At 33.8% G+C, this 21,090-nt stretch carries 18 protein-coding genes; 8 read left to right on the forward strand and 10 right to left on the reverse strand.

The genetic code is table 11. The annotated features are described in order from the left end of the window. Positions 1-8 precede the first annotated feature (8 nt). The 5 genes from AAYQ05_RS08090 (at position 9) to AAYQ05_RS08110 (ending at position 2,729) form a co-directional block, all read left to right on the forward strand. On the forward strand, positions 9-335 hold the full coding sequence (locus tag AAYQ05_RS08090) for an ArsR/SmtB family transcription factor (RefSeq protein WP_276174622.1): 327 nt from the start codon (positions 9-11) through the stop codon (positions 333-335). Then, positions 325-822: an SRPBCC family protein gene (locus tag AAYQ05_RS08095; protein ID WP_343542494.1), complete on the forward strand. Its 498-nt coding sequence runs from the start codon at positions 325-327 to the stop codon at positions 820-822. Before AAYQ05_RS08090 ends, AAYQ05_RS08095 begins: the two co-directional genes overlap by 11 nt. A gap of 48 nt (positions 823-870) precedes the next feature. Further along, positions 871-1,371 carry an SRPBCC family protein gene (locus tag AAYQ05_RS08100; RefSeq protein ID WP_177210507.1) on the forward strand — a complete coding sequence of 167 codons (501 nt, stop codon included), beginning with the start codon at positions 871-873 and terminating at the stop codon, positions 1,369-1,371. Between the two features lie 102 nt (positions 1,372-1,473). Then, a complete protein-coding gene (locus AAYQ05_RS08105) occupies positions 1,474-1,860 on the forward strand; it encodes a hypothetical protein (protein WP_343542498.1) in 387 nt (128 codons plus the stop codon). Further along, on the forward strand, positions 1,860-2,729 hold the full coding sequence (locus AAYQ05_RS08110) for an alpha/beta hydrolase (RefSeq protein WP_343542500.1): 870 nt from the start codon (positions 1,860-1,862) through the stop codon (positions 2,727-2,729). The genes AAYQ05_RS08105 and AAYQ05_RS08110 overlap by 1 nt, the downstream gene beginning before the upstream one ends. A 98-nt stretch (positions 2,730-2,827) precedes the next feature. Here AAYQ05_RS08110 and AAYQ05_RS08115 read toward each other — a convergent pair whose 3' ends face one another. Next, positions 2,828-4,363 carry a YifB family Mg chelatase-like AAA ATPase gene (locus tag AAYQ05_RS08115; RefSeq protein WP_343542502.1) on the reverse strand — a complete coding sequence of 512 codons (1,536 nt, stop codon included), beginning with the start codon at positions 4,361-4,363 and terminating at the stop codon, positions 2,828-2,830. 80 nt (positions 4,364-4,443) lie between these two features. Further along, positions 4,444-5,418 carry a Gfo/Idh/MocA family protein gene (locus tag AAYQ05_RS08120; protein WP_343542504.1) on the reverse strand — a complete coding sequence of 325 codons (975 nt, stop codon included), beginning with the start codon at positions 5,416-5,418 and terminating at the stop codon, positions 4,444-4,446. A gap of 316 nt (positions 5,419-5,734) precedes the next feature. On the opposite strand from AAYQ05_RS08120, the gene AAYQ05_RS08125 reads away from it, so the two are divergent. Then, the gene (locus AAYQ05_RS08125) at positions 5,735-7,051 is read left to right on the forward strand and encodes an ammonium transporter (protein ID WP_343542506.1); all 1,317 of its coding nucleotides are present in this window, start codon (positions 5,735-5,737) and stop codon (positions 7,049-7,051) included. A gap of 150 nt (positions 7,052-7,201) precedes the next feature. Here AAYQ05_RS08125 and AAYQ05_RS08130 read toward each other — a convergent pair whose 3' ends face one another. The 3 genes from AAYQ05_RS08130 to AAYQ05_RS08140 all read right to left on the reverse strand — a co-directional run bounded on the left by AAYQ05_RS08130 (position 7,202) and on the right by AAYQ05_RS08140 (position 12,105). Further along, positions 7,202-9,283, reverse strand: coding sequence for a protein-disulfide reductase DsbD family protein (locus AAYQ05_RS08130; RefSeq protein ID WP_343542507.1), 2,082 nt, complete (start codon positions 9,281-9,283; stop codon positions 7,202-7,204). Next, on the reverse strand, positions 9,283-10,593 hold the full coding sequence (tilS, locus tag AAYQ05_RS08135; protein ID WP_343542508.1) for a tRNA lysidine(34) synthetase TilS: 1,311 nt from the start codon (positions 10,591-10,593) through the stop codon (positions 9,283-9,285). Before tilS ends, AAYQ05_RS08130 begins: the two co-directional genes overlap by 1 nt. A gap of 225 nt (positions 10,594-10,818) precedes the next feature. Then, on the reverse strand, positions 10,819-12,105 hold the full coding sequence (locus tag AAYQ05_RS08140) for an anthranilate synthase component I family protein (RefSeq protein ID WP_343542509.1): 1,287 nt from the start codon (positions 12,103-12,105) through the stop codon (positions 10,819-10,821). A 298-nt stretch (positions 12,106-12,403) separates the two neighbouring features. On the opposite strand from AAYQ05_RS08140, the gene AAYQ05_RS08145 reads away from it, so the two are divergent. After that, positions 12,404-12,778: a DoxX family membrane protein gene (locus tag AAYQ05_RS08145; protein ID WP_281631675.1), complete on the forward strand. Its 375-nt coding sequence runs from the start codon at positions 12,404-12,406 to the stop codon at positions 12,776-12,778. A 59-nt stretch (positions 12,779-12,837) separates the two neighbouring features. Here AAYQ05_RS08145 and AAYQ05_RS08150 read toward each other — a convergent pair whose 3' ends face one another. From AAYQ05_RS08150 to AAYQ05_RS08160, 3 genes are all read right to left on the reverse strand, one after another. After that, positions 12,838-13,380: a lipocalin family protein gene (locus tag AAYQ05_RS08150; RefSeq protein WP_281631674.1), complete on the reverse strand. Its 543-nt coding sequence runs from the start codon at positions 13,378-13,380 to the stop codon at positions 12,838-12,840. 156 nt (positions 13,381-13,536) lie between these two features. Continuing rightward, a complete protein-coding gene (gene lpdA, locus AAYQ05_RS08155) occupies positions 13,537-14,940 on the reverse strand; it encodes a dihydrolipoyl dehydrogenase (protein ID WP_343542515.1) in 1,404 nt (467 codons plus the stop codon). Positions 14,941-15,320: 380 nt separating this feature from the next. Next, positions 15,321-15,779 carry an Lrp/AsnC family transcriptional regulator gene (locus tag AAYQ05_RS08160; protein ID WP_012024199.1) on the reverse strand — a complete coding sequence of 153 codons (459 nt, stop codon included), beginning with the start codon at positions 15,777-15,779 and terminating at the stop codon, positions 15,321-15,323. Between the two features lie 412 nt (positions 15,780-16,191). Between AAYQ05_RS08160 and AAYQ05_RS08165 the strand changes: the two genes are divergently transcribed. Beyond that, positions 16,192-17,436, forward strand: coding sequence for an aminotransferase class I/II-fold pyridoxal phosphate-dependent enzyme (locus AAYQ05_RS08165; RefSeq protein WP_343542518.1), 1,245 nt, complete (start codon positions 16,192-16,194; stop codon positions 17,434-17,436). A gap of 231 nt (positions 17,437-17,667) precedes the next feature. Here AAYQ05_RS08165 and AAYQ05_RS08170 read toward each other — a convergent pair whose 3' ends face one another. Further along, a complete protein-coding gene (locus tag AAYQ05_RS08170; RefSeq protein WP_343542520.1) occupies positions 17,668-18,720 on the reverse strand; it encodes a DUF695 domain-containing protein in 1,053 nt (350 codons plus the stop codon). 188 nt (positions 18,721-18,908) lie between these two features. Beyond that, a complete protein-coding gene (locus AAYQ05_RS08175; protein ID WP_343542522.1) occupies positions 18,909-20,843 on the reverse strand; it encodes an amino acid permease in 1,935 nt (644 codons plus the stop codon). Positions 20,844-21,090 lie beyond the last annotated feature (247 nt).

Raw genomic sequence — 21,090 nt, forward strand, 5'->3', positions numbered from 1 at the left:
TCAAAAAAATGAAAAGAGATATTTTTCAAGCTATTGCCGATCCCACGAGAAGAGCAATATTAGTTTTGATTTCTTCAACTGCATTAACCCCAAATGCTATTGCAGAGCAATTTCAAACTACAAGACAAGCGGTTTCTAAACACATTAAAATACTGAATGAATGTGATTTATTGGAAGAAAAGAAATTGGGCAGAGAAATTTATTATCAGCTCAAAATTGATAAAATGAAAGAAATTGATCAATGGCTAGAGCAGTTTAAAGCAATTTGGGAACAGCGTTTTAGCCAATTGGATCAGGTATTACTTAACTTAAAATCTAAAGAAAATGAAAACTGATTTATTAATGAATTTTTCTGTAGACAAGGAAAATAAAACGGTGAATGTAAAACGTGAATTTGATGCGCCATTGTCAAACGTTTGGTCTGCTTGGACAGAAGCCGAAATTCTAGATTTGTGGTGGGCGCCAGCTCCGTTTAAATCTAAAACCAAAAACATGGAGTTTAAAGAAGGTGGAAAAAGATTGTATGCCATGGTTGGGCCTGATGGTAAAGAAAGCTGGAGTTATTTTGTGTATTCTTCAATTTCTCCTAAAACAAACTTTAAACACTCTGCTACTTTTTCTGATGCAGAAGGAAATCCGAATTCTGAATTTGGAAGTTCATATTGGGACATCACTTTTTCTGAACAAGGCAATTCGACAATTGTTGATATTTTAATTAGACGTGACAGTTTTGAAGAACTGCAAAAAATAATTGAAATGGGCTTTAGAGAAGGATTTACTTCTGCAATGCAAGGTTTAGACAAAATCTTAGCCGAAAAATAAAATCTGTTGATCTTAATTAACTAGTAACGAATTTAAAATCTAAAGAAAATGAAATCAAATCTTTTAATGAATTTTACTGTAGATAAAGAAAATAAAACTGTAAATGTAAAACGCGAATTTAACGCTTCTTTATCTCAAGTTTGGTCTGCATGGACAGAAGCTCAAATTTTGGATTTATGGTGGGCACCAGCTCCGTGGAAATCTGAAACGAAAAGCATGGAATTTAAAGAAGGTGGAAGAAGATTATACGCCATGGTTGGACCAGAAGGCGAAAAACATTGGGCAATTGCTGATTACACTTCGATAAACCCGAAGACAAATGTAAAATGGCTAGATGCTTTTAGCGACAGCGAAGGAAATTTAAACAAAGAGTTTCCGCGTTCTGATTGGGATGTGACTTTCTCTGAAAAAGACAATGCTACTTTTGTTGATATTGTAATTAAACATGAAAAACTTTCTGATCTGGAAATGATTATCCAAATGGGCTTCAAAGAAGGTTTTACCATTGCAATGGAAGGTTTGGATGCTATTTTTGCAGAAAAAAAATAAATTTTAAATAATTAATGCCATTTGTTAAATCCTGCATTTTTGCAGGATTTTTTTTGTATTTTCGATTCAAAAATTAATTTTATGATCTAAAAAACTAAAAAAATGATGAAATTCTTTACTTTCCTGTTTTTGTTCATTTCAGTTACCATTTTTTCTCAAAACAGATACGAGCTTTCTGACGAAGGGCAGGACAAACTCTATCTTTCAGATTCTATTATAAATCTTGCCAAAGCTGGAAAAATTACAGATCATCCGATTGTCGTAGTTGACGGAATTCCGCATCGCTTTGAAGGTCTTGAAAAAGAAAAACTTGTTCTTTCTAAAATTGAAATCAAAAAAATTATTGCTCTTGAAAAAAAAGCTGGAATTAGTATTTATGGCAATTACGGCGAAGCTGGCGTTTTAATTGTCACTACAAATAGAAGCAGTTATTACAAGCCTGAACAAGAAGTAAAACAAGAATCTTTACCACAAAATTTTAAAAATTAATGACCAAATTTATTGCCTTAGCTTTTCTACTCTTTTCTTCGAATTTTATATTCTCTCAAAAGAAAAAAGCTAAAACCCTAGAAACTTTAAAACCTTTTGTATTAGGCGTTATCGATGAAATTCAATCTAAAGAATTAAATGAAAAAAGAATTCTGAACATTTATCTTCCTGAAGGCTATAATCCTGCCGAAGCGACAAAATATCCTGTCATTTATCTATTAGACGGTTCTGCAGATGAAGATTTTATTCATATTTCTGGATTAGTGCAGTTTAATAGTTTTGAATGGATCAATCAGGTTCCAAAATCAATTGTTGTCGGAATTGCAACTGTGGACAGAAGACGCGATTTTACTTTTCCTACTACTGTTGAAAATGATAAAACTCGCTTTCCTACAACTGGACATTCTGATCAGTTTATTGCTTTTATCGAAAAAGAATTACAGCCTTTTATTGAGAAAAAATACAAGACAAATGATTCTAAAACCATTATTGGCCAATCTCTTGGCGGATTATTAGGAACTGAAATCTTACTCAAAAAGCCAGCTCTTTTTAATAAATATGTTATTGTAAGTCCGAGCTTATGGTGGAACAATGGCTCATTGCTAGATTTGGATTCTGAAATGCTGAAAGAAAATTTTACACAACCAACTGAAATTTATATTGCGGTTGGCAAAGAAGGATTAGCTCCAACAGCGATTCCGCATGTTATGGAAGTTGATGCTAATTTACTGGCAGAAAAACTAAAAGGATCTAAAAGCAAAAATGTAAAAACGTATTTCGATTATTTCCCAGAAGAAAACCACGGATCAATTCTACATACAGCTGTTTCTAATTCGTTTAAATTCTTTTATCCGGAAAGTAAAGAATAGACCTTGTTATATTGTAAGATGTGAAATGTGAAATGTAAGATGCTAAAGTCTTCATTTCACATTTCACATTTCACATTTCACATTTCACAATAAACAGTTTATCCCAACCACCCTTCTCGATCCAAACTTCTATATTGAATCGCTTCAGCAATATGTGAAGAAACAATATTTGGAGCATTATCTAAATCTGCAATAGTTCTAGAGACTTTTAAAATTCTATCATAAGCACGTGCTGAAAGATTAAGTCTTTCCATGGCAGTTTTTAGCAATTCTTTTGAAGGCTCATCCAAAACGCAAAACTCCCGAATTAGTTTACTGCTCATTTGTGCATTATAATGAACATTCTCAACCATTTCAAATCGTTTGGTCTGAATTTCTCGTGCTGCCGTTACTCGTTTGCGAATTTCTACACTGCTTTCTGCTTTTCGTTCGTCTGATAATTTATCAAACGGAACTGGAGTAACTTCAATATGAATATCAATTCTATCTAATAAAGGTCCAGAAATTTTACTCATATAACGCTGCATTTCGTGTGGCGAAGAAGTATTTGGCATACTTGGATCATTAAAAAATCCGCTCGGACTTGGATTCATACTCGCAACCAACATAAAAGACGACGGATAGGTTATGGTAAATTTGGCTCTCGAAATAGTTACTTCTCGGTCTTCCAATGGCTGACGCATGACTTCTAAAACATCTCGTTTGAATTCTGGCAATTCATCCAAAAACAAAACACCATTATGCGCCATCGAGATTTCTCCTGGCTGCGGATAACTCCCTCCTCCTACCAAAGCGACATTAGAAATCGTATGATGCGGACTCCTAAAAGGCCTCTGATTCATTAATCCGACCTCCTTTAATTTTCCTGCAACGCTATGAATTTTGGTGGTTTCCAAAGCCTCTCGCAAGGTCATTGGTGGCAAAATACTCGGAACACGTTTGGCCAGCATTGTTTTTCCTGCTCCCGGCGGACCAATCAAAATAATATTATGTCCGCCCGCTGCCGCAATTTCCATACAGCGTTTAATGCTTTCTTGTCCGCGAACATCTGAAAAATCATGTTCAGGGAAATCGAGCGTTTTATAAAATTCCGCTCTTGTATCGATAACTGTGGGTTCAAGCGTGCCTTTACCAGCAAAAAAATCAATGATTTCTTTTAGATTTTCGACTCCATACACATCTAAACCTGTTACAATAGCCGCTTCCTTTACGTTTTGAATCGGGAGAAAAAATCCTTTATAACCTTCTTCTTTTGCTTTTATAGCAATTGGCAACGCTCCACGAATGGGTTGTAAACTTCCGTCTAGAGAAAGTTCTCCCATAATAATATAACGTTCAATTTCTGGCGCTTTTATCTGATCTGAACCGACTAAAATTCCCATTGCCAATGTCAAATCATATGAAGATCCTTCTTTTCGAAGGTCGGCAGGCGCCATGTTTACTGTAATTTTCTTTCCAGGAAAGCTAAATCCGTTATTCTTCAAAGCAGCGGCAATTCTAAAACTGCTTTCTTTTATAGCATTATCTGGAAGTCCAACTAAATGATAACCAATCCCTTTATCCATATGAACCTCAACTGTAATTGTTGTGGCCTCAACTCCAAATACGGCACTTCCATAAACTTTTACTAGCATAATTATCTATTCATTAATTGTTTTTAAAACTAACGAAAAAATAATTAATTGTAAATATTTTATTACAAAATAATTTAATTCTAAAAAGTCAACTGAATTTGATTTTTAATAGCCTCCACAATTACACTCAAATCCAAACAATTCTGATGCGACCAAAGTTTACTTTCAATTTCGTTGTTTAGAATACAATTTTGACATTCGATAATTTCATGTGAATATCCTTTTCCTAAAGTTGGTAAAGTAAAAGTGGCTTCTTTTTCTTCACTTATAAATAAAGAATAACCATCAGCAACAAACCACGGAGCATTTAATTCTATTCGCCCTTTTGTTCCCGCAATAACGGCTTTCATATCAGATTCTGAAATTATGGAAGCGTGCAAAACCGATTGAGCTGTTTCGTATTGCAAAATCATAGAAGTCTGCAGATCTATATCGTTTTTATGTTTGATTGCTTTTGCCATAATCTCTTTTGGCTTTCCTAATACTATATAAGAGAGAAACAAGGGATAAACACCAATATCAAACAATGCTCCACCTCCTAATTCTTTATCAAAAAGTCTTTTGTTTTCTGTTTCACTTCCATGAAAGGCAAAATCGGCTTTTATATAATTTATGTCTCCTATTATTCCGTTATTAATTTTTTGTAAAACATCTTGAACAGAAGGAATAAATCTAGTCCAGAATGCTTCCATAAAAAATCTATTATGTTTTTTAGAAGCTTCTATTATTCTCTGAGCATCTTTATAAGACAGAGACATTGGTTTTTCGCAAAGAACATGCTTGCCATTTTCTAATGCTTTTATAGATAGTTCAACATGCGAATTATGAGGAGTTGCAATGTAAACAATCTCAACTTCTGAATCTTCAAAAAGCAAATCATAAGAATTGTACATTCTTAAAGTATTAAATTTTCCACCAAATTCCTCAGCTTTAGCAAAATCTCTTGAAGCAACTGCCGTTAACTCAGCATTTTCAATCAATAACAAATCTGATGCGAACTGATTTGCAATATTTCCGAGCCCTACTATTCCCCACTTAACACTTCTATTTTCCATTCTTATATTATAATCATCAAAATTGTTAAAAAGATTAAAAAATATCCTTCACAACCTGTATGAGGCATTTTTTAAACAACAAATATCTATTATCCTACAAAAAATAGCAATCAATTACCCTAAAAATTATCAAAAATGGTGGTAAGTGAAAAAAAAATGTTGCTGAATTGTAAATTTTAAGTTTGTTTTAAGAAATTCACGCAAAATCATAGGGGTTAAATTTTAAATTTAACAAAAATTAAACATCAAACCCTATTTTTTTAGGGGGTATTAAATCATTTTATACTTTTATAAAAAATTTTAAAACTAAATAACTATGCGAAAAATTATTTTAAGTGTGATTCTTATCACGATTTTGGTCCTAACCTTTATTTCGAACTTCATTATTGCAGACAACCCAATTCCTGCAGAAGCTGTAAAGTTTGATACGGGAGATACTGCCTGGATGATCGTTGCAACTGCTTTTGTATTGTTAATGACACCTGGATTAGGATTTTTCTACGGAGGTATGGTAGGTAAGAAAAACGTAATTAGTACTATGCTTCAAAGTTTTATGGCTATGGTAATTGTTACTATTCTATGGACAGTTGTTGCTTTTGGTTTGGCTTTTGGACCAACAATAGGAGGAATTATCGGAAATCCATCTGAGAATTTGTTCTTTGCAGGAGTTGGAACCAATACCGCATGGAGCCTTGCACCAACAATTCCATTTATATTATTCGCATTATTTCAGGCAAAATTCGCCATCATTACTCCTGCATTAATTACAGGTGCTTTTGCAGAACGTATTCGTTTCTGGGCTTATTTGTTATTCATGGTTTTATTCATACTATTAATATACGCTCCGCTTGCTCACATGACATGGCATCCTGATGGATATTTCTTCAAAATGGGAGTTCTTGACTTCGCTGGAGGAACAGTAGTGCATATGAGCGCTGGATGGGCTGCTTTGGCTGGAGCAATCTTCTTAGGAAAAAGAAAAGTTCAAAAAGTAAATCCAGCTAGAATTACTTACGTTTTATTAGGAACTGGTTTACTTTGGTTCGGATGGTTTGGTTTCAACGCTGGATCTGCTTTAGGAGCAAATGGTCTTGCTGCTCAAGCTTTAGGGACAACTACTGTTGCCGCTGCCGCTGCTGCAATGGCTTGGGTTTTCCTTGATAAAATCTTAGGACACAAATTATCTGCACTTGGAGCTTGTATTGGAGCTGTTGTTGGTCTTGTTGCTATCACTCCTGCTGCTGGTTTCGTAAGTATTCCTCACGCAATCTTCATTGGTTTATTCTCTGCAATTGTAAGTAACATTGTAGTGAGCAAATTTCCTAAAGGAAAAATCGATGATGCGCTTGATGTATTTGCTTGTCACGGTGTTGGCGGTATGGTAGGTATGCTTTTAACTGGTGTTTTTGCATCAAAAGCAATCAACCCAGCTGTTGGAGACAATCAAGGTTTAATCTTCGGAACTCCAACTTTATTCATCAACCAATTGACTGCTTTAGTTGCAGTTTCAATCTTTGCTTTTATAGGTTCTTATGCATTATTCTTTATCGTAAATAAAATTACTCCTCTAAGAGTTACTGAAGAAAAAGAAGAGCTTGGATTAGACATCTCTCAACACGGAGAGTTCTTGTAATAAATTAATTTTCACTTTCGCTTGATAAATAAAAAGCACTCTAAATTTGACTTAGAGTGCTTTTTGCTTTGAATTAAATCCCCTTTTATATTTTAGATTGTAGATTTTTGAGATCCAATTTCTTTCTTCTTTCTTCTTTCTTCTCTTCTCTTACTTGAAATTCGAAATCCCTTCTTTTAGCCATTGCAGATATTCTTCTGTACTTACATAACTAATTGTTGGTTTTGTTTTATTTAAATTATTTTCTTCTAAATCTGTAATCACATACAAAGGCTGTGTATTGGTTTTATATTTAGAGATCATAAAATCTGTCCATTTATCGCCAACAGTTATAATTTTATCTCCTGATGCAGTTGTAAATTGTTCTTCTTTTGGTAATTCACGTTTATCATCAACGTAAAGCGAAATTAAAACCACATCATTTTTAAGGATTGGCAAAACTGAAGGATCTGACCAAACGTTGTTTTCCATTTTTCTGCAATTTACACAAGCATAACCCGTAAAATCGAGCATAATTGGCTTTTTGATTTCTTTTGCGTAAGCTAAACCATCTTCGTAATCGTGAAAAACCATAATTCCATGAGGGCCTAATTCAGCTCCTTCTGGCATACCTTTAATAGATTCTGAAGAAACTGCTCCGTTTCCTGAACCTCCTACTCCAAATGGACTTTCGCTGTATTGCGGAGGCGGCGGGAATGCACTAATTAATTTTAAAGGCGCTCCCCAAAGTCCAGGAATTAAATACATCGTAAACACAAATGTCAATAATCCTAAATACAATCTTCCAACAGAAATATGATTTGTCGGACTATCGTGAGGCAATGTAATTTTTCCGAACAAATACAACGTCATTGCTCCGAAAATAGCAATCCAGATTGCAATAAACACTTCTCTTTCTAAGAAATGCAATTGCAAAACCAAATCTGCATTTGATAAGAATTTGAATGCTAAAGCTAGTTCTAAAAACCCTAAAACTACTTTTACAGTATTTAACCATCCTCCAGATTTTGGCAAAGAATTTAACCATCCTGGGAACATTGCAAATAACATAAATGGAAGCGCTAATGCTAAAGAAAATCCTAACATTCCAACAATTGGCGCAATTCCTCCGTTTGATGCCGCTTCAACCAATAAAGTTCCAACAATTGGCCCTGTACAAGAGAATGATACAATTGCTAAGGCTAAAGCCATGAACAATATTCCAATTAAACCTCCTTTATCTGCCTGTTGATCGGCTTTATTCGCCCATGAATTTGGAAGCATAATTTCAAAAGCTCCCAAAAATGAAGTAGCAAAAACAACCAAAATCACAAAGAAAATCAGATTAAACCAAACATCTGTTGACAAGGCATTTAGAGCATCTGCACCGAATATTTTAGTTACAATAAGGCCTAAAATCACATAAATTGCAATGATCGAAAATCCGTAAATAATCGCATTTCTAATTCCTTTTGCACGGCTTTTACTTTGTTTTGTAAAGAAACTTACAGTCATCGGAATCATTGGAAAAACGCAAGGCGTTAACAATGCCGCAAAACCTGATAAAAAAGCAATAAAAAATATTGACCATAAACTTCTTGAAGGCGCTGATACAGGAATTTCTTCTTTTGCAGTTTCAGCTGTTTTCTCTACTTTTGGCTGTACAGCTTCTTCTTTTTTAATGGTATCAACCGCCAAACCAACAACTTTTGTTTCGTCTAATTTTGCCTCTGCTACAACTGGAACTTCATCCATTTTAAAAGTTGAAGGAACTGCAATTGAGAATTTTTTATTTGAATTGATACAAACTTCTTTACAAACCTGAAAATCAAACTCTACATTTACCGTTTTTAAATTTGGGTTTATGATTTTTATTTCTTGTTCGATATGCGCTTTGCCTTCAAAAAAAGTTTCGTCTACACCAAAAACATCGTTAAAAGCTGTTCTTGTTTTGCCTTCTTTTGCTTTTCCAACTAACTCGTAATTTCCTTTTTGGTTTTTAAACGAAATTTCCAACGCAAGTGGCCCGCCATCTGGCGTAAACTGAGAATACATGTGCCAGTCTTTTTCGATAGTTCCATCAAAAATCAAAATAACTTTATCTCCTTTTTTCTCCATTTTAGAAGTCCATTTTACTGGTTCTAAAATTTGCGCGTTACTTGCTAATGCAAAAAAGAAAAAGAGTAAAAAAACATTGATTTTATTCCAGATACTTTTCGAAGTTATCGACTGATGGGCTTGAGTAAAGTTCATTATTGTAATTCTATTTTAAGTATTTTATTTGTGGCTTTTTCTATTTTAAAACGTTCGTCCTGTCTCATTCCGACTACCCAGACAATTTGATTGTCAGAACATAAAATCCATGTTTTTTCCTTTTCGATTAAGGATAGCTTTTCATCTTTAAAAAGTTTGCTTACTTTTTTTGACTTTCCACGCATTCCAAAAGGCTGAAAAACATCTCCCTCTTTCCATTTACGTAATATCAAAGGATAGTGGATTTTATCGGAATCGACAAATATAACTTTATTTGAACCGAATGTTGTGTGACCTACGTTACAAAGACTCATTTTTAAGGGAAAATTAACTTCTGTATCGTTTTCACTAATTTCATATTCGTCTTTTTCTGATCTTTCAGAAAGCGGACTCAAAATCAATATTTCTCTATTTTTCAACAACCTAAACTCTTCTGAAAACACCTGTTTCCCAGATTGGCTTTCAACCAAATCATAAATATCATTCCATGCCGAAAAACCAAATTCTTTCAGCCATTGATACAAATATGATTTGTAATTAGGAAGTTTTTTTAGCTGATTTAAATCGAAATGAATATCATCGCCTTCTTCTTTTGCCACCTGCTGATAAACAATGATCGATGCATCTTCAACCATTTCTTTTGATTCTTGAAGAAAGGATTGTGTTTTCTGAAAAGCATCCAAAAAATTTGGATTGATTTCTTTTAAAACAGGAACCAAATTATGGCGAATTTTATTTCTGAGATATTTCGTCGATGCATTACTGCTGTCTTCTCTCCATTCAATTTTGTTTTCTTCTGCATATTTCAAGATTTCTTCTCTTGAAAAAGGTAATAACGGACGAATAATTTTATCATTTTGTTCTGGAATTCCAATTAAACCTTCTAAACCAGTTCCGCGGGTTAAATTGATGATAAAAGTTTCCAGATTATCATCGGCGTGATGCGCAGTTAAAATATAATCGAAGTTTTCTTCTTCTAATAATTCATAAAACCAACTGTATCGTAGTTCTCTTGCTGCAACTTGTGTAGAAAGCTTGTAATCTTTAGCGAAAGCTTCTGTATCAAAATGAGTCGTAAAAATCGGGATATTATTCTGATCGCAATACTTCTGAATAAATTCCTGATCCCCGAAACTTTCTAGTCCGCGAAGCTGGAAATTGCAATGCAAAACCGCAATTTCATATGGCAATTGATTCATTAAATGCAACAAAACCATACTGTCTAATCCACCACTTACAGCCAGAAAAAGTTTTTTTTCGGCTAAAAAGGGAAATCTTGAAACGATATGATTTTGAAATTTTAAAAACATCTGATAAAAGTAAAAAATTAAATTCGATCTATTTTTAAACGAAATGTTAAGCGAATATTTTTTTGCCACGAATTACACGAATTTGCACAAATTTTTCTTTACTAAATTCTATAAAATAGCCACAGATTAAAAGGATTAAAATGATTAAAAAATCTGTGCAAATCTTTTTAATCTGTGGCAAAAAAAATAATTCGTGCAAATTCGTGTAATTCGTGGCAGAAAAAATTACTGCAAAACTTCGTGCATTGCCTTTGCCTTTAGCAAACATTCTTCGTATTCTTTTTCTGGAATTGAAAGTGATGTTATAGCGCTTCCAACCGAAAAAGAAACATATTTATTTTCCTGATTATATAAAATACTTCTGATTACGACATTAAAATCAAAATCCCCTTCAGGCGTAAAATAACCAACCGCACCGCTATATAATCCTCTTTTGGTTTCTTCTATTTTTTCAACAATTTCCATTACTGAAATCTTTGGAGCTCCGGTCATGCTTCCCATTGGGAATGTTGTTTTCAAAACATCTACAACTGAAAATTTTGAATCTAATTTTGAAGTTATAGTAGAAATCATCTGATGCACTTGTAAAAACGAATAAATTCCGCAAAGTTCTTCAACCTCAACCGAGCCTTTTTGCGACGTATGCGACAAATCATTTCGAACTAAATCGGTTATCATAATGTTTTCAGCTCGTTCTTTAGCATCAGAAGCTAAAATATTTTTTGATTTTTCATCCTCAATCGGATCTGCAAAACGCTTAGAAGTTCCTTTTATTGGTTGCGAAATAATTTTATCTCCTACTTTTTTCAGATAACGTTCTGGTGAAGCAGAAAGCAAATATTGTTTGTAATTTTTAAAGAAAACCGAAAAAGGAGCTTGTGAAATCTCATTCAGTTTCTGAAATTTTTCTAACGGATTTATAACGGCATTTTCTGCATAAAACTCTATACAGAAATTTGCTTCGTACATATCCCCAATATGAATATGATGAAGCATTTTATTTACTTTTTCAACATATAATTCTTTCGAAATACGTTGCTGTATGATTATCGTTTCCTGACTTTCGACTTTCGACTTTTGACTTTCAACTATCTCATTAAAATCCTCTTCAAGCTCATCATCACAAAGCAGTAAATACTGAATTTCGAGTTCATTTCCCTTTAGAATAAAAACCTTCTTAGGCTGAAAGAAAAACAAATCAGGAAAGTCCAAACCATCAAAATTATTCGATTGAAGATCTTCAATATCATTCTTTAAATCATAAGAAAGATATCCAAAAAGCCAGTCTTTTGTGTTTTGCTGATATTGTTTTAAATCTTCAAAAGCATTGTAATAGTCTGTTTTTAAAGAAGTAAAAGCATCTACTGCCAATATGCAGTCAAAGCTAGAATACTGCTGCGGATAAGAATTACTGTCTAAAAAAACGACTTCACGAAATTGCTGCGCCCAACTTAAAAGCTGTTCTTTAAACAGTTTCGGATTGGCAATATTTTTACGGATGGAAACTCTCAAAAATGGTAATTTTAAAGGTCAAAATTACGACAAAATTCTTTCATTAGCAGAAAACAAAAAAATAATCCAACGTTTTGAATTGCATTACAAAACTGTTAAAAACAGATACTTTTTATAAGAAAAAATTCGTTATATTTGATATACATTTAGATTAATCCTAAAAGAGCATTAATTTGATTGTAAAATTCTTAAAAAAGAACCTCAAAAAAAATAATTTGAGATTCTCGTTTGAGCTTTAGATTGCATCTTTTCCAATAACTTAATTATATTTTTTAACCCTTAAAAAATCCTAAGTATTATGAAAATTGCCACAATTATTGTCCGCGTTTTAATCGGTCTTTTGCTGCTTTTCGCCTCTATCAGTTATTTTTTCCATCTTATGCCTGAACCAGAAACTACAGGAGACTTTAAAGCTTTTAATGTTGGTTTAATGGCTTCTACGTATTTAATGCCTTTAGCAAAATCTATCGAATTGCTTTGTGGAATTGCATTTGTAACTGGGCGTTATGTAACTTTAGCAAACATCTTGATCTTACCGATTACGGTAAATATTTTGTTTATCAATTATTTCCTTGCGCCAGATGGCTTGCCTATTGCGGCCCTCCTTTTTCTAGGAAATTTATTCTTGATCTACAGATACTGGGATAATTACAAAAGTGTTTTTACTGCCTAAACATTTTTTAACTCAAAATAAAAAGTCCGTCAGATGTAACACTGACGGACTTTTTATTTTTAATTTGTCTTATCATGTTTTACCCAAACTAAATCGGTTACTTTATACCCAATTTCTTGAGCCTTGATAAGAAAATCTGCTTTTATACTTTCGGGAATTGTTTTTTCTCTAGAAAGTATCCACATGTATTTTAAACTTTCTCCAGCTACAAGTGCGTATTTGTAATCAGAATCGATTGCTACGACATTGTAACCAGAATAAAAAGGACCAAAAAATGAGACTTTCAGCATACCAATATTGTCCTTTTTGACAAATCTAGCTTTCCCGACACTTTGTTCCCATTTGTCTTTTTTGACATTATAGCCCTTATTATCGACTTTTATAGTTTTATCTTCGTTTAAAGAATACTCGGCTGTTACATTGTTCAAATCTCTTTCCCATTTGTAATCTAATCTGGCAATTTCATACCATTTTCCGAGATATTTTGCGCTGTCAAAGTTTGTTACAGCTTTTGCTTTATTTGGAATTCCTCCTCCGCATGAGTACAACGCGATTCCGATTCCTGCTCCAATCAAAACTGGAACTACATATTTAGTTTTCATAATACTATCTTTTTAATTATCATAAAGATAGCACCTGAACTACACATCTAATTTACAAAATTATTTTTGATTATTATATTATATAACGCTTAAAAATATTGCATAAAAAAACCGCCAGACTACTCTAACGGTTTTAAATATGATTCAACGCAAAAATTATACGTGTAAAGCTCTATTTTCAGTTGCTGCCAAAGCTGCTTCTTTTACCGCTTCCGCGAAAGTTGGGTGCGCATGGCTCATTCTAGAAATATCCTCAGCAGAAGCTTTGAATTCCATTGCAGTAACCGCTTCAGCAATTAAATCTGCTGTACGAGCACCAATCATGTGAACTCCTAAAACCTCATCTGTTTTTTCGTCAGCTAAGATTTTCACGAATCCGTCTAAGTCAGCACTTGCTCTTGCACGTCCTAACGCTTTAAATGGAAAACTTCCAGATTTGTATTTTACTCCTGCCGCTTTCAATTGCTCTTCAGTTTGACCAACTGCTGCAACTTCTGGCCAAGTATAAACTACACCAGGAATTAAGTTATAATCAATATGTGGTTTTTGACCTGCTAAGATTTCAGCAACCATTACTCCTTCTTCCTCTGCTTTATGCGCTAACATTGCTCCACGAACAACGTCACCAATTGCATAGATATTTGGAACACTAGTTTGTAAATGATCGTTTACTTCAACTTGTCCTCTATCTGAAATTTTAACTCCAGCTTTGTCAGCATTTAATCCGTCTGTATAAGGACGACGACCAACAGAAACTAATGAATAATCTCCTTCAAGAGTAATTGTTTCTCCTTTTGCATTTTCAGCCTGAACCACAACTGCGTCGCCGTTTCTTTCTACTGATTTTACTTTATGAGAAACGTAGAATTTCATTCCTTGTTTTTTCAACACTTTAGTCAATTCTTTAGAAAGAGCTCCGTCCATTCCAGGAATGATTCTGTCCATGAACTCAACTACAGAAACCTGAGCTCCTAAACGAAGGTAAACTTGCCCAAGCTCGATTCCGATAACTCCACCACCAATAATTACTAAGTGTTTTGGAACTTCTTTTAAAGCCAAAGCTTCAGTAGAAGTAATGATTCTTTCTTTATCAATTTTGATGAATGGTAAAGAAGATGGTTTTGATCCTGTAGCAATTACAGTATATTTTGCTTCGATAGTTTCAGACGTTCCGTCAGCTTTTGCAATAGCTATGTGCGTTGCATCTACGAAAGAACCTAAACCATTGAAAACAGTAATTTTATTTTTATCCATTAGATAGTTGATTCCACCTACTGTTTGATCTACAACAGCTTGTTTACGTGCGATCATTTTCTCTAAATTGATTTTTACATCTCCAGAAACTTCGATTCCGTGATCTGCAAAATGAGCAATTTCAGCATAATGATGAGAAGAAGATAATAATGCTTTTGAAGGAATACAACCTACATTAAGGCAAGTTCCACCCAATGAATTATATTTTTCTACAATTGCAGTTTTGAAACCTAATTGTGCGCAACGAATTGCTGATACATATCCTCCAGGACCTGAACCTATAATGACTACGTCAAATGAACTCATAGTAATTTGTTTTTATTTTAGCGGTTACAAAATTAAGCAATAAAGTTCTGTTTAAGGTTTAAATTTCAATGTTTTTTGTGTGAAATATTAGCCTGTTTTAATCTTGAAGCCGGTAAGATTGTATAATTTGTTTTTATCTCGCAAAGACGCAGAATCACAAAGTTTTTATTGATTTTAATATGAAATGTTTTTTCATGAGTAATTTTGTCATCCTGAGGAACGAAAGATCACACATGAAACTCTACAAAGATTGGCAATTCAGTTTATGGAATTTCTAGTGTGATCTTTCGTTCCTCAGGATGACAAACAAAACGTTAGACGCACTGCAGTGCGTCTCTACGAAAAAACTTGGAATCTCAGAATCTTAGCATCTTAGTAGCTTAGAACGAAATCACCGTAGAATTCTTCACTTCGCTAATCATAAACATACTTTGCGTGCTCCCAATGTGCTGTAGCGAAGTTAATTTGGTTACTAAAAATTCGCGATACGCTTCCATGTCTTTTACCAGAACTTTCAGAATATAGTCGTAATCTCCACTTACGTGATGACATTCTAAAACTTCATTAAGTTTAATGACTTCGCTTTCGAATTTAGTTAGGAATTCTTTAGTGTGCTGGATCAATTTTAAATGACAGAAAACCACAAAACCTTTTTCGATTTTGGATTTATCGACTAAGGCAACATAGTTTTTTATTATGCCTTCGCGTTCTAATTTCTTGATTCTTTCGTATACCGCTGTAACAGAAAGATCAAGTTTTAATGATAATTCTTTGGTTGTTTTTTTACTGTCGGTTTGAAGCAAAACCAAGAGTTTTTTATCTGTAGCGTCTAAAGTCATTTTTAGTTGATGTTTTTTGGTTGATGGTTGATAGTTTATCACAAAAGAAAGAAAATCTATCCAACTGTGTTTTTTTAATCAAATTTAGATTAAAAATCATAAAAAATACATTTTTACAGTTTTAAAATCTAATTATTCAATTTATGATTGATTAATTTTCTTATTAGACCTTATTTTGGATGGAATTTCTTTTGAAAATGAGTGCCCTAGCCCTGATAGAAGTGGAAATCCTTTTGTGCCGGTCTCGATAGCTATCGGGAGACACAAAAGATTGAAACGAATAGCAGGAAATAGCTCCTAATAATTTTGTTTCAGGTTTCAAGTTTCAGGTTGTTGGAACTTAAAACCTGAAACTTGACCCGAGGCTGAAAGCCGAATGGGCGAAGCAAACAAAACAAAAAAACTAACTAATATGAAAAACTTTAACCCAGCAGATAAAATTCAGGATTTGCAATATTTTGGCGAATTTGGCGGTGTAAATCCGTCGATTTCTGATTCTTCGACTTATACTTTTCTTTCGGCCAAAACGATGTTTGATACTTTTGAAGGAAATATGGAAGGCTGTTATTTGTATTCTCGTCATTCGTCTCCAAGCAATTTATATTTGGATCAGGCTTTAGCAGCGATGGAAGGAACAGAAACCGCAAACGTTTCTGCATCTGGAATGGGCGCAATCACTCCTACTCTATTGCAATTGTGCGGGGCAGGCGATCATATTGTTTCGAGCCGAACTATTTATGGCGGAACATATGCTTTCCTGAAAAACTTTACACCAAGATTCGGAATTGAAACAAGCTTTGTTGACATTACGAAATTGGACGTTGTTGAAGCTGCAATTACTTCTAAAACTAAAGTTTTGTATTGCGAAACGGTTAGCAATCCTCTTTTGGAAGTTGCAAATATTGCAGGCTTGGCAGAAATTGCCAAAAAGCATAATTTGAAATTGGTTGTAGATAATACATTTTCACCCTTATCTGTTTCTCCTGCAAAATTGGGTGCTGATATCGTAATTCATAGCTTGACAAAATACATTAACGGAAGCAGTGATACAGTTGGCGGGGTGACTTGTGCATCAAAAGAATTTATTAATTCACTGAAAAATGTGAATTCTGGCGCAAGTATGCTTTTAGGTCCAACGATGGATAGTTTGCGTTCGGCAAGTGTGATGAAAAATTTGAGAACACTTCATATCCGTATTAAACAGCACAGTCATAATGCGCATTATTTGGCTGATCAGTTCGAAAAAGATGGTTTAAAAACGGTTTATCCGGGTTTAAAAAGCCATCCAAGTCACGAATTATATAAAACGATGATTAATCCAGAATACGGTTTTGGAGGAATGCTAACGATTGATGTTGGAACTTTAGAAAAAGCCAATGAATTGATGGAATTAATGCAGGAAAGAAATCTTGGTTATCTGGCTGTAAGTTTAGGTTTTTATAAAACGTTATTCAGCGCTCCGGGAACCTCAACTTCTAGCGAAATTCCATTAGAAGAACAGAAAGAGATGGGATTGACAGATGGTTTGATTCGTTTTTCTATTGGTTTGGATAATGATATTGACCGTACTTACGAAATGATGAAACAATGTATGGTTGATGTTGGAGTTTTAAATTCCGTAGAGATTCACAAAGAAGTTTTCACAGAGATTCGCTAAGCTTTTCTCTCGCAGATTTGGCTGATTATGCAGATTTTATTCTAGAAATCTATAAAAACAATCTGCAAAATCTGCGCGAGAAAATCACTCACAATAAAGGCAAACATTCCTCTATAAATAAATTTGCACATTTTTTATTAGATTGTTTGAATCCGCTGGAGATCTTTTCTCTTAGCGGATTTTTTTTAAAACAAAAGCCGTTCTGAGGTTGTTCAGAACGGCTTTTGTCATTTATCTTGGCTCAAAATGCCTAAATGTCTGCCAATATTTGTCTTTATAAATTTCGTAGCTAATTTCAAAAACCTCATTGTATTCTTTGATTAAGTCATCGGCTACTTTGGTTGGCTTTCTGAAATCTTTGCAGGCGAAAAATATTTCTCTTTTATTATCAGCCGTTTCTCTCCCGATGTTCAAATATCCATCAGAATCTGGCAAAATTTGTATTATTTCTTCTTCAATACTATCTAATAATTTATACGTTTTTTCATCTGGAAGTCCGCCATTACCGCAGTCATCAAACGGAATTGTCACAATAAAAATCCATGGATGTGATGCTTTTTTATCCCACTGAATTAATGTGGTATTAATTAATGCTAAAACTATTGACCCATCTTGTTTTTTACCTTCAAAATTAGCATAGCTGTCATTTTCTGTATTATGCCTCGTTCCTTCGTATTTTTCAACGAATTCCTTTTCTCTCCAAATTAGGTAATCTCTTAATTTTTCGATCGAAATTAATTCTTTCGAAATGTCATTTGTCCCCACCACTTTCATATTGTCTATTAAAGTAACTGAATGCAATTCGCCTAAATAGTTATCCAGAAAAATATAAACTCCATTAGTGACTTGCTGTTTTTTATCCTCTGTGAAATGATCGTAAACAATCGTCAAATCAATTTCGTCAGGGTAGTTTTTATGTATGTTGGGATAAAATTTTAAATTGTCTTTATTAAAATCGAAATTTTCGTAAGTAATACTAACATCCTTAATATCTGACGCTGGTTTAAGGGCTGTAAATTTCCAACCTTTAATTTCAGGCGCTGCATTTACTAATTCTTCTATCGCATAAATATTTCTAATTGCTCCATCCGGAGTTAGAATTAATTCAGCTGTTTGATCATTAAACATTCCTGTCAGGAAATAAATCCCTTCATGAACTTCATCAAGTTTTGGAGCTAGTTTATCAAAAAAATCTTTATGTATATTATCTCCTATTTGAACTGTTTTAAAAAAATCTTTTTCATTTTTTAAAAACCAATTCCAGAAGTCTGCATTAGATTGCATTAAAGCTTCTTTTTTGCCCAATATTTTATCGAGAAAACCCATGTATTACTAATTAAATTTAAAATTTTACTGAAAACAAACTTAAGGAAAAGTGTTTTTAAAACATAAGAATATTTCTATAAAATATCAATAATGCAAAAAGCCGTTCTGAAGTACTCAGAACGGCTTTTCTATAAAAAATTTACTTTTTAAACTATATTTTCAGTATTCAATTTACTGTTTTTTCGGCTATAGCCAAAATAAATCAGCAATCCGATTATTAACCAAACTGTAAAATAAATCCAATTCCAAACGCTTAATTCGGCCATCATATACAAACAGCAGATTAATCCTAAAAGCGGAATTAAAGACAGATTTTTTCTGAAAGCCCAAACAGCTAATCCAACCAAAACAAATAAAAATATCCACATTGGAATTTTGTGTTTGAATAAGCCAAATCCTGACTCATACTTTGCAGAATCTGCAATTGGCAATCCTTTTACAACCTCAGCATATTTTACTTCGTCGTCTTGATATTGTCCTAATAAATGTTCTAAATCTGAAGTTTCAGCTGTTTTATTGTTTACTTCAATACTCTCTAAATATTTAAAAACTTGCTCTGATTCTGATTTATCTAAAGAAGTTACAATTGATGTTGCATCGTAAATCTGCGGATCGTTATTGATAAATACCATTGTAGCTTTATTGTTGAAAGCAAAAGCATAATACAACCCCAAAATCAAAAGTATTGGCAGAATAAATTTTGAATTGATATAAGGTGTTTTGAATTTTCCTCTTGGAATTTCAGGTTTGTTTTGTAAAACTAAAACGCCTGCACAAACCAACACAAAGGCAAACAAAGTCCCGATACTACATAAATCGGTCACCATTGTCAGGTTTAAGAATAACGCCGGAATTGCTACTACAAATCCTGTAACGATAGTTGCAAAAGATGGAGTTTTGAATTTTGGGTGAACAGTAGAAAATTTCTTTGGCAATAAACCATCACGGCTCATACTCATCCAGATACGAGGCTGTCCCATCTGGAAAACCAATAAAACGCTTGCCATCGCCACTACTGCACTAACTGCGATAATTCCTGACATCCATTTTAAGTTTAATTTATCGAAAACAAATGCAAGAGGATCTCCAACATTTAATTCGTGATATTTTACCATTCCTGTCAAAACCAAAGCGATAGCTATATAAAGAATCGTACAAATAATAATCGCCCACATCATTCCGCGTGGTAAATCTCTTTGAGGATTTTTACATTCTTCAGCAGTTGTCGAAATCGCATCAAAACCAATATAAGCAAAGAAAACGGCAGAAACTCCTTTTAAAACTCCGCTAACACCATTTGGAGCAAACGGATCCCAGTTTGCTGTATCTACATAAAAAATCCCGACAGCAATTACTAAAAGAACCACACAAAGTTTTACTACAACCATTAAATTACTTGCATTACGAGATTCTTTCATTCCTCTGTAAACCAAAGCTGTAATCAGAATAATAATGAATAATGCTGGTATATCGGTTACGAAATGAAAAGATCCGATTGTTGGCGCAGTTGTCCAGGCTGTATGCGCTTGCTGTAAAGCAACACTTAAATTTTCGAATGATTTACCCCCTCGCATTAAGGCCTCGGCATCATTAAATCCATTTGAAGCAGTTAGGTAATCCATCTGAATCCATTGCGGCAAATGAATGCCACCACTTTGTAGAAGTCCCGTGAAATAATCACTCCACGATATGGCGACGGTTATATTTCCAACAGCATATTCCATGATTAAAGCCCAACCAATTATCCAGGCAATTAATTCGCCAAAAGCGACATACGAATAGGTGTAAGCACTTCCTGAAACTGGAACCATCGAAGCAAATTCTGCATAAGCAAAAGCAGCAAAACTACACGCCAAAGCAGTAAATAAGAATAAGAAAATTACAGCTGGTCCTCCGTCTGCACTGGCTTTTCCAATAGTACTGAAAATTCCCGCTCCAACAATAGCCGCTATTCCAAAAGCCGTTAAATCCCTAGTTGTCAAGTGTTTTCCTAAGGCATTATGACCGTCTGTTTCGTTCTGTGCAACCTGCTTCAGAATATCCTGTACTGTTTTCTTTCGGAATAAACTTGAAAATGCCATATAATGTTTTGCTGTTATAAATTAATTTAATTCAGTTCTTTTTGTTTTATTTTGCAAATAATGCAAAAATTATCTTGATTTCAAATATATAAAACGATTTTGTTTTCGATGAAGTTTTTTTCGCCACGAATTCGCGAATTATTTTTTCTATCTGTATCTATATTTTTCTCTCGCAGATTTAGCAGATATAGCTGATTTTTGTTGGTGAGAAGATTACACCAATCTTTAATAAAATTAAATCTGCTCA

Origin of the sequence: Flavobacterium movens, assembly GCF_039581425.1 — a bacterium.
In the GTDB taxonomy this organism is placed as follows: Bacteria; Bacteroidota; Bacteroidia; order Flavobacteriales; family Flavobacteriaceae; genus Flavobacterium; species Flavobacterium luteolum.

Bases quoted from the DNA above. Each gene is read 5' to 3' on its own strand.
- AAYQ05_RS08090 (WP_276174622.1), top strand. From the start codon at position 9: ATGAAAAGAGATATTTTTCAAGCTATTGCCGATCCCACGAGAAGAGCA.
- AAYQ05_RS08095 (WP_343542494.1), top strand. From the start codon at position 325: ATGAAAACTGATTTATTAATGAATTTTTCTGTAGACAAGGAAAATAAA.
- AAYQ05_RS08100 (WP_177210507.1), top strand. From the start codon at position 871: ATGAAATCAAATCTTTTAATGAATTTTACTGTAGATAAAGAAAATAAA.
- AAYQ05_RS08105 (WP_343542498.1), top strand. From the start codon at position 1,474: ATGATGAAATTCTTTACTTTCCTGTTTTTGTTCATTTCAGTTACCATT.
- AAYQ05_RS08110 (WP_343542500.1), top strand. From the start codon at position 1,860: ATGACCAAATTTATTGCCTTAGCTTTTCTACTCTTTTCTTCGAATTTT.
- AAYQ05_RS08115 (WP_343542502.1), bottom strand. From the start codon at position 4,363: ATGCTAGTAAAAGTTTATGGAAGTGCCGTATTTGGAGTTGAGGCCACA.
- AAYQ05_RS08120 (WP_343542504.1), bottom strand. From the start codon at position 5,418: ATGGAAAATAGAAGTGTTAAGTGGGGAATAGTAGGGCTCGGAAATATT.
- AAYQ05_RS08125 (WP_343542506.1), top strand. From the start codon at position 5,735: ATGCGAAAAATTATTTTAAGTGTGATTCTTATCACGATTTTGGTCCTA.
- AAYQ05_RS08130 (WP_343542507.1), bottom strand. From the start codon at position 9,283: ATGAACTTTACTCAAGCCCATCAGTCGATAACTTCGAAAAGTATCTGG.
- tilS (WP_343542508.1), bottom strand. From the start codon at position 10,593: ATGTTTTTAAAATTTCAAAATCATATCGTTTCAAGATTTCCCTTTTTA.
- AAYQ05_RS08145 (WP_281631675.1), top strand. From the start codon at position 12,404: ATGAAAATTGCCACAATTATTGTCCGCGTTTTAATCGGTCTTTTGCTG.
- AAYQ05_RS08150 (WP_281631674.1), bottom strand. From the start codon at position 13,380: ATGAAAACTAAATATGTAGTTCCAGTTTTGATTGGAGCAGGAATCGGA.
- lpdA (WP_343542515.1), bottom strand. From the start codon at position 14,940: ATGAGTTCATTTGACGTAGTCATTATAGGTTCAGGTCCTGGAGGATAT.
- AAYQ05_RS08160 (WP_012024199.1), bottom strand. From the start codon at position 15,779: ATGACTTTAGACGCTACAGATAAAAAACTCTTGGTTTTGCTTCAAACC.
- AAYQ05_RS08165 (WP_343542518.1), top strand. From the start codon at position 16,192: ATGAAAAACTTTAACCCAGCAGATAAAATTCAGGATTTGCAATATTTT.
- AAYQ05_RS08170 (WP_343542520.1), bottom strand. From the start codon at position 18,720: ATGCAATCTAATGCAGACTTCTGGAATTGGTTTTTAAAAAATGAAAAA.
- AAYQ05_RS08175 (WP_343542522.1), bottom strand. From the start codon at position 20,843: ATGGCATTTTCAAGTTTATTCCGAAAGAAAACAGTACAGGATATTCTG.